Origin of the sequence: Pseudoflavonifractor hominis (assembly GCF_014288125.1) — a bacterium.
Lineage (GTDB): Bacteria > Bacillota > Clostridia > Oscillospirales > Oscillospiraceae > Pseudoflavonifractor_A > Pseudoflavonifractor_A gallinarum.
Genome location: NZ_JACOPR010000005.1, coordinates 103,318 through 116,340, shown reverse-complemented (window position 1 = coordinate 116,340; position 13,023 = coordinate 103,318). Strand labels below are relative to the sequence as shown.

The following is a 13,023-nucleotide window of genomic DNA, read 5'->3' as shown; positions in this document are numbered from 1 at the left end:
CACCCCTTTTCCACCATATTTTGCGTGGGTCATGTTCATTGTACTATATATACCAAAAAGTGCAAGCTATTTCCCCTCTGCTCCTGCCATTTGTATGGTCTTAGTATGGTCCACTCCCCACAAAAACACACACAGCGGCCCGAAAAACAGGCCGCTGTGTGCTATCTTTATGGCTTGCAGATCCCGCAGGGCTGGTATCCCTGCTCCAACAGGGCGTCCCGCTCGCCCGTATAGTCCTGCCGGTTTGCTTCGCTCATACTCTGAACACCGGAGCAGTCCGGCTTGTGGAACTTCTTGGAAGAGGTGTTGAGTACATACCGCTCCTCCCCGGAAGCCGTGTTCTCGGTGGGACTCGGCTCTTCCGCCGTCTCTGCCAGCCAGCTCTCCCCGGTGGCATAGTCGATCTCGATCCCGGGCTGACAGTTATAGACATAGACGTTATAGCAGACCTCGTCATCTTCCACCGACTGGGCCTCCATTTGTACGCCGCTGGCCACCAGATTGTCCCCCTCATAGATGGGGGTGACCCGGTAGAGCACGTGGTGCTCGGTCTCCTTCACATAGTCGGCCACCAGATTTTCAAAGGGGAGCATCCCCTCTACATTCAGATACCGGGTCCCGGTGATGAGGTTCTGCTCATTTGCGTTTTCGCCCGTGAGCTGGAACCCGATCAGATGGCACCGGTTGTAGAGGTACTTTCCGTCCACGATATCGTATTTGACGGTCTGCCACCCGGTTGGCTTGACCTGTCCGATGTTTCCCCGCTCTTCGGTGGGCATCAGATCCACCCCTATATTGGCATAGGCGGTGGTGCAGCGCCCCAGCTCGTCCAGGGGGCCGTAGGACTCAAAGGAATTGGTGGTAAAGTCCTCCTCGGGAAAATCAGGCTGGTTCTCATTCAAGACCACATAGGGCTCGCCGGAAAACGGCGGGACTTCGCTCAGGTGGAAGGACCCGGCCGACGTGGCAGCCGGACCGCCCGTCTCACACCCGCTCAGAAGCAGGCTGCCGGTCAGAAGGATTGGAAGGAACAGCGTGTGGATCAGTTTCATCTTGTATAGACCTCTTTCGTAATCCGTTCATGGGAGTGGCCGGGAAATTCCGTACAGCCGATCTGCCGCCAGCCCTCGGCCGCCGGGTCCAGATCGAGCCTGGCATCGGAGGGATAGTGCCGGTTCCAGCGATACAGGATCAGATGCTCGATGTTTTTCTCATAGGGCCGGAGGGACGCACAGGTCTCCACAAAGCAGTACTCGCCCGCTCCTGCCTGCTCCAGAAAATCCTCCGCCGTCCGGATGGCATTTCCCTCCGCGTCCGAAAACAGGGCCTGAGAATAGCGGTTCATCCATAGAACCTCTCCCCGGCACATCTGGAGGATATCGCTCTGGACCGCCCGGTCCCGGCTCTGACGGCGCTGGTGGAAGAGCATCCCACCGCGGTCATCCAGGCAAACGATCACATGCATCGCGTTTCCGCCTCCCATCCAAAGGGTTTGTGCCGATTATAACACCCTTTGTCCACCCCAGGCAAGTGCTTTTCACGCCAGCAAAAAGGCATTCTTCCTGTCGGCCCGGGCCGCGACAGGAAGAATGCCCAATCACACTCAGAGAATAATACAGATCAGTCCGCCGGACCCCTCGTTGATGATCCGCTGGAGGGTCTCCCGCAGCTTTCCGCGGGCATCCTCCGGCATCCGCTTGAGCTTGGTATTGAGGTCCTCGCTCACCAGCTCGTGGAAGGATTTTCCGAAGATATTGGACTGCCAGATGGCCTTGGTGTCCCCCTCAAACTCCTGGAGGAGATAATTGATCATCTCCTCGCTCTGCTTTTCATTGCCGACAATGGGAGAGACCTCGGTCTCGATGTCCGCCCGGATCATATGGATGGAGGGCGCGGAGGCCTTCAGACGGACCCCATACCGCCCGCCCTGCTTCACGATCTCGGGCTCCTCCAGCACCAACTCATCCGTGCTGGGGATCACAATACCATAGCCGGTCTGCTTCACGTCCTCCAGGGCGGAGGACACCTTATCGTACTCACATTTGACATGGGACAGCTCGGTCAGCAGGCCCAAAAGATCGCCGTCGTCGTGAATGGCAAAGCCGGACTGCTCGGAGATGGTCCCGTAGAACAGGCTCCGGGGCAGATCCAGGGTGGCGGCCGCCACGCCGGTCCCCAGGCTGATGGCGGAGATCTGCGCGCTGCTGACGTTTTCGCAGGAGGCGATGGAGTGGACCGCCTGTTCCACATCCCGGATACGACGCATCCCACTGGCACCCTCCCGGATGGCCGCATAGAGACTGCTCTTGATGGGATGAGTATAGTCCAGTGCGTCCACCCAGGGGGGCAGGAACAGGTCCAGCTCCTTCACCGGGAACTCGTAGAGTACGCCTTTGATGATATCGCGGACATCCGCCTCATCCAGCTCCAGGCAGTTTGCCACCACACAGGTCACATCGTACCGGGAGGAGAGATCCGCGCGGATGGCCTGTGCCCGCTCGGAATTCGGGTAGGCCGAGTTGAGCACCACCAGGAAGGGCTTCCCCAGCTCCTTCAGCTCCGAGATGACCCGCTCCTCGGCCTCCAGATAGTCCTCCCGGGGGATGTCCGTGATGCTGCCGTCTGTGGTGATCACGATCCCGATGGTGGAGTGCTCCGCGATCACCTTGCGGGTCCCGATCTCCGCGGCCTCGGTCATCGGGATCTCGTAGTCGAACCAGGGGGTCGTCACCATGCGGGGGCTGTCGTCCTCCATCTGTCCCACCGCGCCCGGCACCAGATAGCCCACACAGTCGATCAGCCGGACGGAAAAAGCCGCCCCATTCTCCATGGTGACTTCCACCGCTTCCTCGGGTACGAACTTCGGCTCGGCGGTCATGATGGTCCGTCCGGAGCCGCTCTGGGGCAGCTCATCTCTGGCCCGCTCCCGCCGGTAGACGTTCTCAATGTTGGGGATGACCATGGTCTCCATAAACCGCTTGATAAAGGTGGACTTTCCGGTCCGCACCGGTCCCACCACACCGATGTAAATATCACCCTCGGTACGCAGAGCAATATCCTCATAGATCTTGCGCTCTTCCAATTGCAATTCCTCCTTCGGCCGGATACGAGGGCTCCCCCGCATCTTGTGTGCCGGTCGTTTTCCCTATATAGCTATGGGGATAAGCTCTGACTTATACCTCACCGGGCAGAAAATCAGACGCCCGCCCCGGGTACACCGCCGCCGCAGCCCACAGCCTGTGCCGCTGCGGCGGTGGTATCCATCAGGCACGTTTCCGGGGAATCAGAAGAAGCTGCCCGCCGGGGGCCTGCTCTTCCTCCAATGCATTGGCCCGGCAGATCTCGGCCATGGTGGTCCCATAGCACTTTGCAATGTCCCACAGCCGCTCTCCCCGTCCGACCATCCGCAGCACGATGGAGGGCTGGTGGTCCCGGTCTCTGGGCGAGTCCGGATCCAGCCGGGCCGCGGAGATCCCGGTGATGGGCTCGCTGCGCAGGGCCATATAGCGGAATTCCACGGCAAAGCGCACCTCGATCCCTCCTGCGGTGGGCGTGGCAAAGACGGGCTCGGGACAGCGGCACACGCAGGTACAGCTGCACCCCTCCGGCAGTTCCAGGCTGCACGGCACCGAGAAGACGCGGGATACGCTGCCCGACTCTCCGCCCTCGGTGCGGTAAAGGATGGTCGCGCGCACCTCTGCCTCCAGAACCAGCCGCTCTCCCTCCCGGTTCTGTGCCATCCGCCCCACCGAGAGATAGGCGTCCAGAATGTTGTCGATGGACTCTCCGCACTCCACCACCTCCCGCAGAGCGGGCGTTTTGACGCTGCGGTCGATGAGATGCTCCATGGAATGGGTGCAGCGATCCGCCTCCAGCAGATAAGAGGTGCTGTACAGATCGCACAGGACCGCCACGCTGCGCTCGGCACGCAGGACGGCCTGGGCCAGCAATTCCAGCGCAACATGGATGATTCTTCCATCTTCCCCCGACTCCAGACTGCACTGGACCTCGGTGGCCATAATCTCCAGGGTACAGTCGGCCTCTTCCCCGCCGCCCGAGACCTCCATGATCTGCGAGAACGGAAGCTCAAAGAGACTGTCGCAGATCTGATGGTCCACACTGCGATAGAGGATCTGAAGATTCACATTTCCCTTAAAGATCAGTTTATTCCCAATCACCTTGGACTCGGTGCATACCACCGTCACACGCTGCTTGAGCAGCTCTGCGGCCTGGGGCTTACTACCCGGCAGGGTCACCTCATCGGAAAATTGGAAGGGCTTTTCCTGTACGCACACCACGCCGTAGGTATGGCAGGTCTCACAGAGCTGCTCCACCCCGGTCTTGCTCTCGGCGTGTACGCTGGAGCACACCGCCTCTTCCAGCGGAGCGTACCCCTGCAGCTCCACGGCGATCCCCACCCGGACCAGTACCTTGCGCGGATTGAGCGCACGGGTCTCCGCCCCCTCAATCCGGCCCAGAGAGACGAGACTGCACCGGTGGTTCAGCCTGGCCCCGTCCACGCCGCCGCTGAACGGGATGGAGACGTCCAGCTGGCGGATCCCCTCTTCTCCGTCCGGCAGGTACAGCACACATGCCCGGATGGTACCGGAGACGGCCGCATGCCCCTCCGATGCCTCCCGGCTTTTCAGTTCCACCCAGCCCTCGGTATCCAGGATACGCAGAATATCCGGGCAGGCATCCGGTACGATCATCTCCATGGTCTCTTCCTGAAACAGCGTGGTGTTCAAAACTGTCTCATAGCCGCTCAGCTCAGTCCGCTCTAATTCCAGTTCCATAGTGTTCCACTCCCTTTGGCAAAGGCACGTTCGCCTTCGTGTTTGAAACACTATATGAAAAGAGCGGCCGGAGTATTCCGGCCGCTTTGCGCGTGTCGAAAAGCTTCGACACGCTTCTCAAAAATGCAGGCATTTTTTCGAGAGGATACAGGCTACTGCGCGCACTCGCTGGCGCTCGCACACTTGTAGCCTGATAGGAGTGTTTTCCGACGTACACGCCGCCGGAAAACACACTCTGATTCCCTTCCGTCGTCTTCGGACGACGGAACTCTGCGAGGCCCTTCCTTATAAAATCGCTGAGAGCGGCCGGAGTATTCCGGCCGCTCTCCAGGGCAGAGGGATGTAACAGCAGCATTTCGGTCTTTACCGCAGACCGAACAGCGTACGGAGGATCCCCCGAAACGCTTTGGGAGACCGCACAACGACAATTTTCAAGACGGAGCACTCCTTTCGGTTTTTTCCAGCCAAGCGCGTCCCCGGTATCCCAGTGCCGCGCCGATCCCCAAGGTCACAAGACTGGCCGGATAGAGCAGCAGCGCAAGCGTGACCGCCGTACCGGCCGCCCACCCTACCGTCTGTTTGTTCAGCCATTGCGGCAAAATGACCGCCCCCTTCGCAACTGGCTTCTATCCCCAGTATACGCAGAGAGCGGTCATCTGTGCCTGTTTTTCTCACCGGTCTGCCCAGTACAGTATGCTATGCGTCCCGCTCACTCCGGATGAGAAGGGCGCGCCCATCCCCCACAGTAGCGGAAACTACCGGCCCTGCGGGCTGGTTGCTCACGGTAAGGGTATCCCCCCGCAGGATGGCTGCATCCGTTAGGGGATACTTCACTCCGTCGATGGAGACCCCTTCCACGGTGCGGTCCAGCGGAAGCAGGGACAGGTAGCGGTAGCGGGGCCCCTCCTCCGGATGGAGCGTGACGGTCTCATGCTCCAACAGGCGCACCTCATTGTCCTCGTCGATCAGGATGCCCTGCCCGCCTCGGGCCTTCAGCCACTCCAGCAGGACCAGATTGAATGCCGTGTGGTCCAAGCGTCGCCCCCCCAGACAGCCGCACAGGAGAAACTCCGTGCAGCCGGCGGCCAGGGCGTGGTGCAGCGCCGCCTGAAGATCAGTCATATCCTTTTCGACAGGAAGGGTGACGCTGGGCACATCGGCACGGGGCGCTCCGCCGGAGTCCCAATCCCCCACCACAAAGTCCGGTTTGCAGCCGGCGGCCAGGGCGTTATTCAGTCCGCCGTCGGCACAGTAGACCTGCTGGTCCGGTCGCCGGTATGCCTCCAGAAAGGACCAGTCCCGGCACGGGACCGAGCCAAATACCAGGGCACGCTTTACTTTCGCTTCCACTCCGGCACCTCCTTGGCCTGCTCATACAGGCGTACATAGCTGGCGTGCCGGCTGGGCGCGATCTTTCCCTCTTTGACCGCCTGCCGGACCGCGCACCCCTTTTCTTTCACGTGGGCGCACCCCTGAAAGCGGCACTGGTCCAGATAGGGCCGGAACTCCCGGAAGGTCCCGGGAAGGTCCTCCGGCCGCCAAAGCTCGTGCAGCTCGGTGTCAAAGGAGGAGAAGCCGGGGGTGTCTGCCACCACCGCCCCGTTGGAGAGCCGGAAGAGCTCCACATGGCGGGTGGTATGGCGTCCGCGGCCCAGCTTTTCGCTGACCGCACCGGTCTCCAGACCAAAGTCCGGCTCCAGCGCATTGAGGATGCTGGACTTGCCCACTCCGGAGTTTCCTGTGAAGGCGCAGGACTTGCCGGCAATGACCTCCCGCAGGCGGTCGATCCCCTCCCCGGTCTCGGCACTGACACGGAGGGTGGTGAAGCCCGCCGCCAGATAGGTCTGGTAGAGGGTCTCCGCCGCATCCAGATCGCATTTGTTGATACAGATCACCGGCTCGCAGTTCCGGCTCTCCGCAATGGAGACCACCCGATCGATCAAAAAGGGATCGGTGACCGGGATGGCGCCGGAGGCGATGACCACCAGCATCTCGATGTTGGCCACCGCCGGGCGGGAAAACTGGTTTCTGCGGGGCAGGATCTCATCCAGGGCGCCGCTCCCATCCCCCAGGTCAGTAAAGACTACCCGGTCCCCCACCAGAGGGGTCTGCTTCTGGTGGCGGAATTTTCCCCGGGCCCGGCAGGTGACCACCGCCGTACCGGTGTCAACGTAATAGAAGCCGCTCAGGGCTTTCAAAATCGTTCCTTCTGCCATACTCAAAAATCAATGATCTCGCTGCTGGAGATCTGTCCGTCGATGTACACCACCACTTCCTGAGAGCCGGTTCCTGTGACAGGCACCTGAATGCTCCCCTGACTGGTGGCAACCTCCTCTCCAAAGGCCTCGCTGTCGCCCACCATGACCCGGACCATGACATACTCACGGCCGTCCTGGGGGAGCGAAATGGTGATGGTGTGGGAGGAGGGCTGCGTCTCTCCGCCCGGGTCATCGGATACCTCCGGCGGCGTGGGCGTGTCGGTAGGCTTGGGCTCCGGTCCCTTGCTCACCGTGAGGGTGAGGGTCGCACCCTCCTGCACCTCCACATTGGGGTTGATGGACTGATCGATGACGATTCCGGCCTCTGCCACATCGTCATATTTCTCAGAGACCTTCACCACCAGGTTATACTCCTTCAGCATCTCCTGGGCCTTGTTCAGGGTCTGCCCGATGAGAGACGGGATGGTGATCATCTTGCTCGGCTTGCCCTCGCTGACATAGAGCGTGATGGTCTGTCCCTCACGCAGCTCACTCTCGGCCTCCGGGTCGGTACGGATGACATAGCCGGACTCCACCTCTTCCGAGGGCTCTGTCTCGACCTCCACAGTCAAGTTCAGGTCGGGGAACTGGTTCTTCAGCTTCTGCTGGGCCAGTGCCTGCTCCTGGTTGACCAGATCCAGCATTTTCGGGACCTCACTGCCGGCACTGAGCTGGACCTTGATGACCCGATTTTCCGTGGTGTCCCGCAGGGTGGTGTTGGCGCCGGGCGACTGGTGTGCAATCGTCCCCTCCGGATAGGAGCTCTCTATGGCCTCTCCGTCTTCCTCAATAGTAAAGCCGCCTTCCTTTACAGCGTCCAGTTCTTGTGCCTCTTCCAGGGTATAGCCCATTACATCTGGAATGGTGATGTCCTGGGTCTCGGGAAAGGCATTTCCGAAGATGCTGACCAGAAAAATACCGATACCCACCAGGAAGATCAGGATGGCGCCGACCGCGGCAATAATGGGCCACTTGCTGGCCGGCTCCTCCTCTTCCTCGTAGTAGTCCTCGCTGCGGCGGCTGGATGGACGACTGGACGGACGGCTGCCCGCGGTGTCTCCGCTGTGGCGTACCCCAGACTCCGGCCCTCTGTGGCGCGGAATGCGCTGTGTGGCATCCTCCGCCTCGTCCGGATGGGGCAGGCGGCGTCCGCCAGTCATGGCGCTGGGCGTATTGGCTCCGATAATCTGGGTTGGCTCATCCGCTTCGTCGGTCAGCCGGACGTCCTCCGGGCGGAACTCAAAGTTGATGTTGGGATTCTTCCGGAACTCCTCCAGGTCGGCCAGCATGGCGTCGGCCGAAATGTAGCGCTGGTTGACATCCGAGGCCATGGCCTTCAGAGTGATGGCCTCCAGCGCCTCCGGAATCCCGGGCTCCAGCTCACGGGGCGAGAGCGGAATGGAGTTGATGTGCTGGATAGCCACCGCCACCGGGGAATCTCCCTCGTAGGGCAGCCTTCCGGTCAGCATCTCGTAGAGCACCACGCCCGCGGAGTAGATGTCGGAGCGGGCGTCGATGTGGCTTCCTCTGGCCTGCTCCGGAGAGATGTAGTGTACCGACCCCAGCGCCTCCTGCGTCATGGTATTCTGGCTGGCCGAGGTCAGCCGGGCGATGCCGAAGTCGGCCACCTTGATGCTGCCGTCCCGCAGCACCATGATGTTGTGGGGCTTGATGTCCCGGTGGATGATGCCGCGGCTGTGGGCGTGGGAGAGAGCCTTCATGATCTGGATGATAAAGTGGAGGGATTCCTTCCAGCTCAGCTTTCCGCCCTTCTTCTGCATATACTGCTTGAGGGTAATGCCCTCCAGCAGCTCCATGACGATATAGTCCACGTCGCCGGATTTGCTCACGTCGTACACCGCCATGATATTGGGGTGGGAGAGCATGGCCACGGCCTGGGACTCATCGTGGAAGCGGCGGCGAAACTCTGCGTCCTGGGCCAGCTCTTCCTTGAGGATCTTAATGGCCACCAGACGGTTGAGCCGGTGACAGCGGGCCTTATAGACCACCGCCATGCCTCCGGTCCCGATCCGCTCCAAAATCTCATATCGGTTGTCGAGTAACTTCCCTATGTATTGATCCATAGTCATTACCCTCCCTTACTCAAACTGAAACAGGACACAGGTCACGTTATCCGGTGCGCCCCGGGATAACGCGATGTCCAAAAGCCGGTGGCAGCATTCGCCCACCGGACCGCCGTGGAGTACCTCATAGAGCATCTCCTGATCGCTGACCACGTTGGAGAGTCCGTCCGAGCACAGGAGAAGCGAGTCTCCGCTTTCCAGTTTCTTACGGTAAAAGTCCGCCCTCACATGTTCCTCGGTCCCGAGGGCGCGGGTAATGAGGTTCTTCTGCGGATGGTTGCGCGCCTGTTCCGGCGTGATGTCCCCCCGCCGGACCATATCTTCCACCAGGGAGTGATCCCGGGTCACCTTCTCGATCCCGTTCCCCGAGATGTAATAGGCGCGGCTGTCTCCGATGTTCAACAGGTACGCCATATCCGACAGGACCAGGGCCGCCACCATGGTGGTCCCCATCCCATGGCAGTCCGGGTCCCTTCTGGCCCGGTGGTACACCACCGTGTTGGCCCCGGCGCTGCCCTGTGCCAGCAGGGCCTCCGGATCCTCCGGCGTGCCTGGCGGGAGATCCTGCAAAGCCTCGACAAATGCCTCCACCGCCAGCATGCTGGCGATATTTCCGGCGCGCGCGCCGCCCATACCGTCACAGACCAGGCCCACAGCCAGGTCTTCCGACAGAACGTCCAGATAGTAAGTATCCTGATTCTGCGGACGGACGCAGCCCTTATGTGTGATTCCCCATGCTTTTATCATAGTAAACAGCCTTCTTCTCCACATCGATTTTTCCGCAGCCCATCCCATGCGGATCGGGATGAGCCCGTCGCACAGCCCCTTCTCAGGCCTGCTCCTCCAGCATCTGCTTGCGGCGGAGCTGCCCGCAGGAGGCGTCGATATCGCCACCCAGTTTGCGCCGTACCGTCACGGTCACGCCCTGGGACTCCAGACGTTTTTGGAATGCAGCCACCCGGCGGCTGGGACGCAGCGGGCTCTCCTTGACCTCGTTGAGCGGAATCAGGTTCACATGCCCCGGCGTTCCCTTCAAATGGCTGGCAAGTAGATCTGCTTGCCAGTCCGTGTCGTTGACCCCGTCGATCATGGCATACTCATAGGAGATCCGCCGGCCGGTCTGCTCAAAATACCGCCGGCAGCTGGCAAAGAGCCGCTCCACCCCCACACTCTTGTTCACCGGCATGATCTTGGAGCGGGTCTCGTCGTCCGGTGCGTGGAGGGAGACGGACAGGGTCAGCTGGAGCTGCCGTTTGGCCAGCTCATCGATCCGGTCGACCAACCCGCAGGTGGACAGCGAGATATGGCGCATGCCGATGTTCATCCCGTCCGGGTGGTTGACCAGCTCCAGAAAGCGCATCACGGTGTCGAAATTGTCCAGCGGCTCGCCGATGCCCATGAGCACGATGTTGGAGATGGGTGCCCCCGAATCGATCTGGGTGAACAGGACCTGATCCAGCATTTCAGCAGGTATCAAGTCTCTTACCTTGCCAGCGATTGTGGAGGCGCAGAAAGCGCATCCCATCCGGCATCCCACCTGGGAGGAGATGCACACAGTATTCCCATGTTTGTAGCGCATCAGAACGGTTTCGATGCAGTTTCCGTCGTGCAGACGCCACAGGTACTTGATGGTCCCATCCAGGGCGGAGACCTGCTTGCGTTCTACCGTGGGGGGCGCGAGCAGGCAGCTCTGGGCCAGCTGTTCCCGCAGGGCTTTGGAGAGGTTGGTCATCTCGTCAAAGGAGCGGACGCCCCGGTGGAGCCACTGGAAGACCTGCTTGGCCCGAAAGGCCGGCTGCCCCAGCTCCTTGAGAAAGGAGGACAGCTCCTCCTGATTCATGGATTTGATATCGGTCATGTCGCCCTCCTCAATTTCGCAAAGAAGAATCCATCTGTCCCATGCAGGTGCGGCCAGAGGGTCAGCATGCCGCCCTCGACCGCTCCAACCGGTCCGGGCAGTTGAAAACGCTCTAATGTAAAGTCAGAATGCTTTTCAAGGAAAGCCTCCACCACACCCTCATTTTCCCGCCGGAGCAAGGTACAGGTGGAGTAGAGAAGTGCCCCGCCCGGCTTGACATAGCGGGATACATTCTCCAGGATCGCGCTCTGAATGGCGGGGAGTCCTACCAGGGACTCCGGGTCCTTATAGCGGATATCCGGCTTCTTGCGGATGATGCCCAGCCCGGAGCAGGGCACATCGGCGATCACCCGGTCAAACCGGCCGATCCACTCCTCCCGGCACTGCTTTCCATCCTGAATGGCGGGATGGATCAGCTCGGAAAATCCAAGCCGCTCGGCCCCCGCCTGGATCAATCCCCGCTTGTGCGGGTGGATGTCGCAGGACCAGATCTCCCCCTGCCCGCCCATTCGGATGGCCGCAGCAAAGCTCTTGCCGCCCGGCGCGGCGCAGGCGTCCAGCACCTGCATCCCCGGTCTTGGGTCGGCCGCCAGGACAGAGAGTTTTCCGGCGCCGTCCTGGATATAGAACGCGCCCCGGCGGAAGCTCTCCAGCCGCTCCAGATCTCCCGTTCCCTGCAAGAGGAGGCAGTCCGGAATCCAGGGGTGGGGCTGTACCTCCACCCCCTCCTGCCGCAGCAGCTCCACGACCTCCTCCTGGGAGAAGCGGGTGGTGTTGACCTGAGCCATAGTGGGCGGAATGGCGTTGTCGGCCTCCAGCAGGGCCTCCACGCCCTCCCCATTCAGTGCAAGGTTAAATTCCTTTACAAGCCATGCAGGATGGGAATAGCGGATGTCCAGCTGGGTTGGAAGGCCGAGGGTTTCCCGGCTGCGAATCAGGTTTCGCAGAATGCCGTTTACCATCCCGGCCGCTCTGGGATTCTTTGCGTACTGGCGTGCCAGATTGACCGACTCATTGACGGCTGCCGACTCCGGCACGCGGTCCAGCAGCAGGATCTGATAGGCGCCCAGACGCAGACAGGAGCGGATCTTCGCCTCCAGCCGGTCCAGCGGGAGCTTGGAAAACTGTCCCAGGTAAAAATCCAGAAGCATCCGGTTCTGCAAAACTCCAAAACAGAGCCGGGAGGCGAACCCGGCGTCCCGGCTGTCCAGCCCGGCCTCCCGGATGGTCTTCTTCAAAAAGCCGTCGGACCAGGCCCCCTGCTGCTCACAGGCATGCAGCGCCAGGAGAGCCACTTCACGGGCGCTCTTTTTTCTCTCTCGCGCCATCGCTTAGTCCCTCCGACGTCCGGCAAAGGCCAGCAGGAAGCGCAGCAGCTGGGCCAGGGAGACCAGAAGGGCCGCCACATAGGTCATGGCCGCCGCGCCCAGCACCTTGCGGGCCCCGCTCAGCTCCTCTCCGTCCAGGAGATGGGTGCTTTTCAGGGTCTCCAGCGCCCGGTGGGAGGCATTGAACTCCACCGGCAGCGTGACCAGCTGCACCACCACGGCCAGCGAGAACAGCAGGATACCCACGGCAAAGAGGGGCTGGATATAGAGAAACAGCCCCAGCAGGATGAAGACAATGGAGAGCTGAGAACCCAAGTTGCACACCGGGATGATGGCGTTGCGCAGCTTGATGGGACCGTATCCCACCGCATACTGTACCGCATGCCCCGCCTCGTGGGCCGCCACGCCGATGGCGGCCACGCTGTTGGAGCCATATACGCTGTCCGACAGGCGGATGACATTGCTCCGGGGATCAAAATGGTCCGTGAGCCGTCCGGACACCCGCTCGATGCGCACATCGTGCACCCCGTGGGCCCGCAATACCGCCTCGGCGGCCTGTGCCCCGGTATAGCCCCGGGAGGCGCGGACACCGGAGAACCGGCGGAAGGTGGAACTCACGCGCCACTGGGCCCACGCCGCAATGAGCATGGCGGGGACCAGAATGCTCCAATAGGTAGGATCATAATAAAACATGGCTGT

At 61.1% G+C, this 13,023-nt stretch carries 12 protein-coding genes; all 12 read right to left on the bottom strand.

The features are described 5' to 3' along the window. Positions 1-167: 167 nt before the first annotated feature. The 12 genes from H8S34_RS09540 to H8S34_RS09485 all read right to left on the bottom strand — a co-directional run bounded on the left by H8S34_RS09540 (position 168) and on the right by H8S34_RS09485 (position 13,017). Positions 168-1,052: a DNA/RNA non-specific endonuclease gene (locus tag H8S34_RS09540; protein WP_101693106.1), complete on the bottom strand. Its 885-nt coding sequence runs from the start codon at positions 1,050-1,052 to the stop codon at positions 168-170. Then, complete coding sequence (locus tag H8S34_RS09535; protein ID WP_101693107.1) at positions 1,049-1,465, bottom strand: hypothetical protein; 417 nt, start codon at positions 1,463-1,465, stop codon at positions 1,049-1,051. The genes H8S34_RS09540 and H8S34_RS09535 overlap by 4 nt, the downstream gene beginning before the upstream one ends. A 138-nt stretch (positions 1,466-1,603) precedes the next feature. After that, complete coding sequence (gene spoIVA, locus H8S34_RS09530) at positions 1,604-3,082, bottom strand: stage IV sporulation protein A (protein WP_328821029.1); 1,479 nt, start codon at positions 3,080-3,082, stop codon at positions 1,604-1,606. A 181-nt stretch (positions 3,083-3,263) separates the two neighbouring features. Next, on the bottom strand, positions 3,264-4,796 hold the full coding sequence (locus H8S34_RS09525; protein ID WP_186963824.1) for a DUF3794 and LysM peptidoglycan-binding domain-containing protein: 1,533 nt from the start codon (positions 4,794-4,796) through the stop codon (positions 3,264-3,266). A 431-nt stretch (positions 4,797-5,227) separates the two neighbouring features. Then, positions 5,228-5,395, bottom strand: a complete 168-nt coding sequence (locus H8S34_RS09520; protein WP_180956850.1) for a hypothetical protein — start codon at positions 5,393-5,395, stop codon at positions 5,228-5,230. A gap of 97 nt (positions 5,396-5,492) precedes the next feature. Beyond that, positions 5,493-6,146, bottom strand: a complete 654-nt coding sequence (locus H8S34_RS09515; protein WP_101693110.1) for a thiamine diphosphokinase — start codon at positions 6,144-6,146, stop codon at positions 5,493-5,495. Beyond that, positions 6,131-7,012 carry a ribosome small subunit-dependent GTPase A gene (gene rsgA / locus H8S34_RS09510; RefSeq protein WP_186963823.1) on the bottom strand — a complete coding sequence of 294 codons (882 nt, stop codon included), beginning with the start codon at positions 7,010-7,012 and terminating at the stop codon, positions 6,131-6,133. The genes H8S34_RS09515 and rsgA overlap by 16 nt, the downstream gene beginning before the upstream one ends. 2 nt (positions 7,013-7,014) lie before the next feature. Beyond that, the gene (gene pknB, locus H8S34_RS09505) at positions 7,015-9,138 is read right to left on the bottom strand and encodes a Stk1 family PASTA domain-containing Ser/Thr kinase (RefSeq protein WP_101693112.1); all 2,124 of its coding nucleotides are present in this window, start codon (positions 9,136-9,138) and stop codon (positions 7,015-7,017) included. A 15-nt stretch (positions 9,139-9,153) separates the two neighbouring features. After that, positions 9,154-9,885, bottom strand: a complete 732-nt coding sequence (locus H8S34_RS09500) for a Stp1/IreP family PP2C-type Ser/Thr phosphatase (protein ID WP_101693113.1) — start codon at positions 9,883-9,885, stop codon at positions 9,154-9,156. 82 nt (positions 9,886-9,967) lie between these two features. Further along, on the bottom strand, positions 9,968-10,996 hold the full coding sequence (rlmN, locus tag H8S34_RS09495; protein WP_186963822.1) for a dual-specificity RNA methyltransferase RlmN: 1,029 nt from the start codon (positions 10,994-10,996) through the stop codon (positions 9,968-9,970). Next, positions 10,993-12,324, bottom strand: coding sequence for a 16S rRNA (cytosine(967)-C(5))-methyltransferase RsmB (gene rsmB, locus H8S34_RS09490; RefSeq protein WP_186963821.1), 1,332 nt, complete (start codon positions 12,322-12,324; stop codon positions 10,993-10,995). Before rsmB ends, rlmN begins: the two co-directional genes overlap by 4 nt. Positions 12,325-12,327: 3 nt before the next feature. Continuing rightward, positions 12,328-13,017: a zinc metallopeptidase gene (locus H8S34_RS09485; RefSeq protein ID WP_101693116.1), complete on the bottom strand. Its 690-nt coding sequence runs from the start codon at positions 13,015-13,017 to the stop codon at positions 12,328-12,330. Positions 13,018-13,023: the final 6 nt, after the last annotated feature.

What these genes read in the sequence shown, in the direction of transcription:
- H8S34_RS09540 (WP_101693106.1), bottom strand. Translation starts at nt 1,052, where the DNA reads ATGAAACTGATCCACACGCTGTTCCTTCCAATCCTTCTGACCGGCAGC.
- H8S34_RS09535 (WP_101693107.1), bottom strand. Translation starts at nt 1,465, where the DNA reads ATGCATGTGATCGTTTGCCTGGATGACCGCGGTGGGATGCTCTTCCAC.
- H8S34_RS09485 (WP_101693116.1), bottom strand. Translation starts at nt 13,017, where the DNA reads ATGTTTTATTATGATCCTACCTATTGGAGCATTCTGGTCCCCGCCATG.
- pknB (WP_101693112.1), bottom strand. Translation starts at nt 9,138, where the DNA reads ATGGATCAATACATAGGGAAGTTACTCGACAACCGATATGAGATTTTG.
- rlmN (WP_186963822.1), bottom strand. Translation starts at nt 10,996, where the DNA reads ATGACCGATATCAAATCCATGAATCAGGAGGAGCTGTCCTCCTTTCTC.
- H8S34_RS09500 (WP_101693113.1), bottom strand. Translation starts at nt 9,885, where the DNA reads ATGATAAAAGCATGGGGAATCACACATAAGGGCTGCGTCCGTCCGCAG.
- rsgA (WP_186963823.1), bottom strand. Translation starts at nt 7,012, where the DNA reads ATGGCAGAAGGAACGATTTTGAAAGCCCTGAGCGGCTTCTATTACGTT.
- rsmB (WP_186963821.1), bottom strand. Translation starts at nt 12,324, where the DNA reads ATGGCGCGAGAGAGAAAAAAGAGCGCCCGTGAAGTGGCTCTCCTGGCG.
- H8S34_RS09525 (WP_186963824.1), bottom strand. Translation starts at nt 4,796, where the DNA reads ATGGAACTGGAATTAGAGCGGACTGAGCTGAGCGGCTATGAGACAGTT.